Consider the following 693-nt stretch of genomic DNA (forward strand, 5'->3'; position numbering starts at 1 on the left):
AACGTCCTCCAGAACAGCGGTGGTCTTCTTGAGGTTCATGAACTTCTCGCCAACGGTCTTGTTGTCGTCGCCAAGCAGAGTTACGTTGGTGTAAGCATCGTCACGCCATACAACGGTCGGGGTATCGATTGCGTTGTAGATCAGCTGAGCAGCGTACTGACGCGGGCACGAACCGGTGAAGGAAGTGTTAACATCCTCGAGCAGGCCGTTCTCGTCAGCCAGAGCGTTGGTCTTGGATGCCCAGTTGATGCCTACCAGGCCTGCCTTGTTAGCGTCGTAGCCGAGGGTTACGAGCAGCATCTTAGCAGCTTCCTGAGCGGTTACGGTCTGGTCCGGTGCAAACTTGGTTGCAGACTGGCCAGCGATGATGCCGACAGACTGGCAGTACTTGATGAAGCCAGCGGCCCAGTGGCCGTTGACATCAGTAAAGCTGGTCTTGTCATTGTTGTACGCAGAAGCGTCAGAGTTACCAGTGCGCAGCACGTAGATCATCTTCGCCATCTCCGCACGAGTTACGGTGTCATTGGGCTTGAACGAACCGTCGGTGTAACCGTTGATTACGCCCAGCTCAATGAGAGTGTCCACGACTTCATTCTCGACCTTGATGTCGGCCTGATCCGTGAACGCCGCACCGGCAAACATAGTGAACGCGCAAGCGAACGCCAGTACCAGTGCGAGAATCTTTTTGAGATT

At 54.8% G+C, this 693-nt stretch carries 1 protein-coding gene; it reads right to left on the minus strand.

The window, feature by feature from the left end; translation table 11 throughout:
- Positions 1 to 693 (minus strand): S-layer homology domain-containing protein (locus H8S02_RS12370; RefSeq protein WP_186970778.1); only part of this gene is annotated, 693 nt, incomplete at both ends.

The sequence above is a fragment of the Agathobaculum hominis genome (assembly GCF_014288055.1).
GTDB classification, from domain to species: domain Bacteria; phylum Bacillota; class Clostridia; order Oscillospirales; family Butyricicoccaceae; genus Agathobaculum; species Agathobaculum hominis.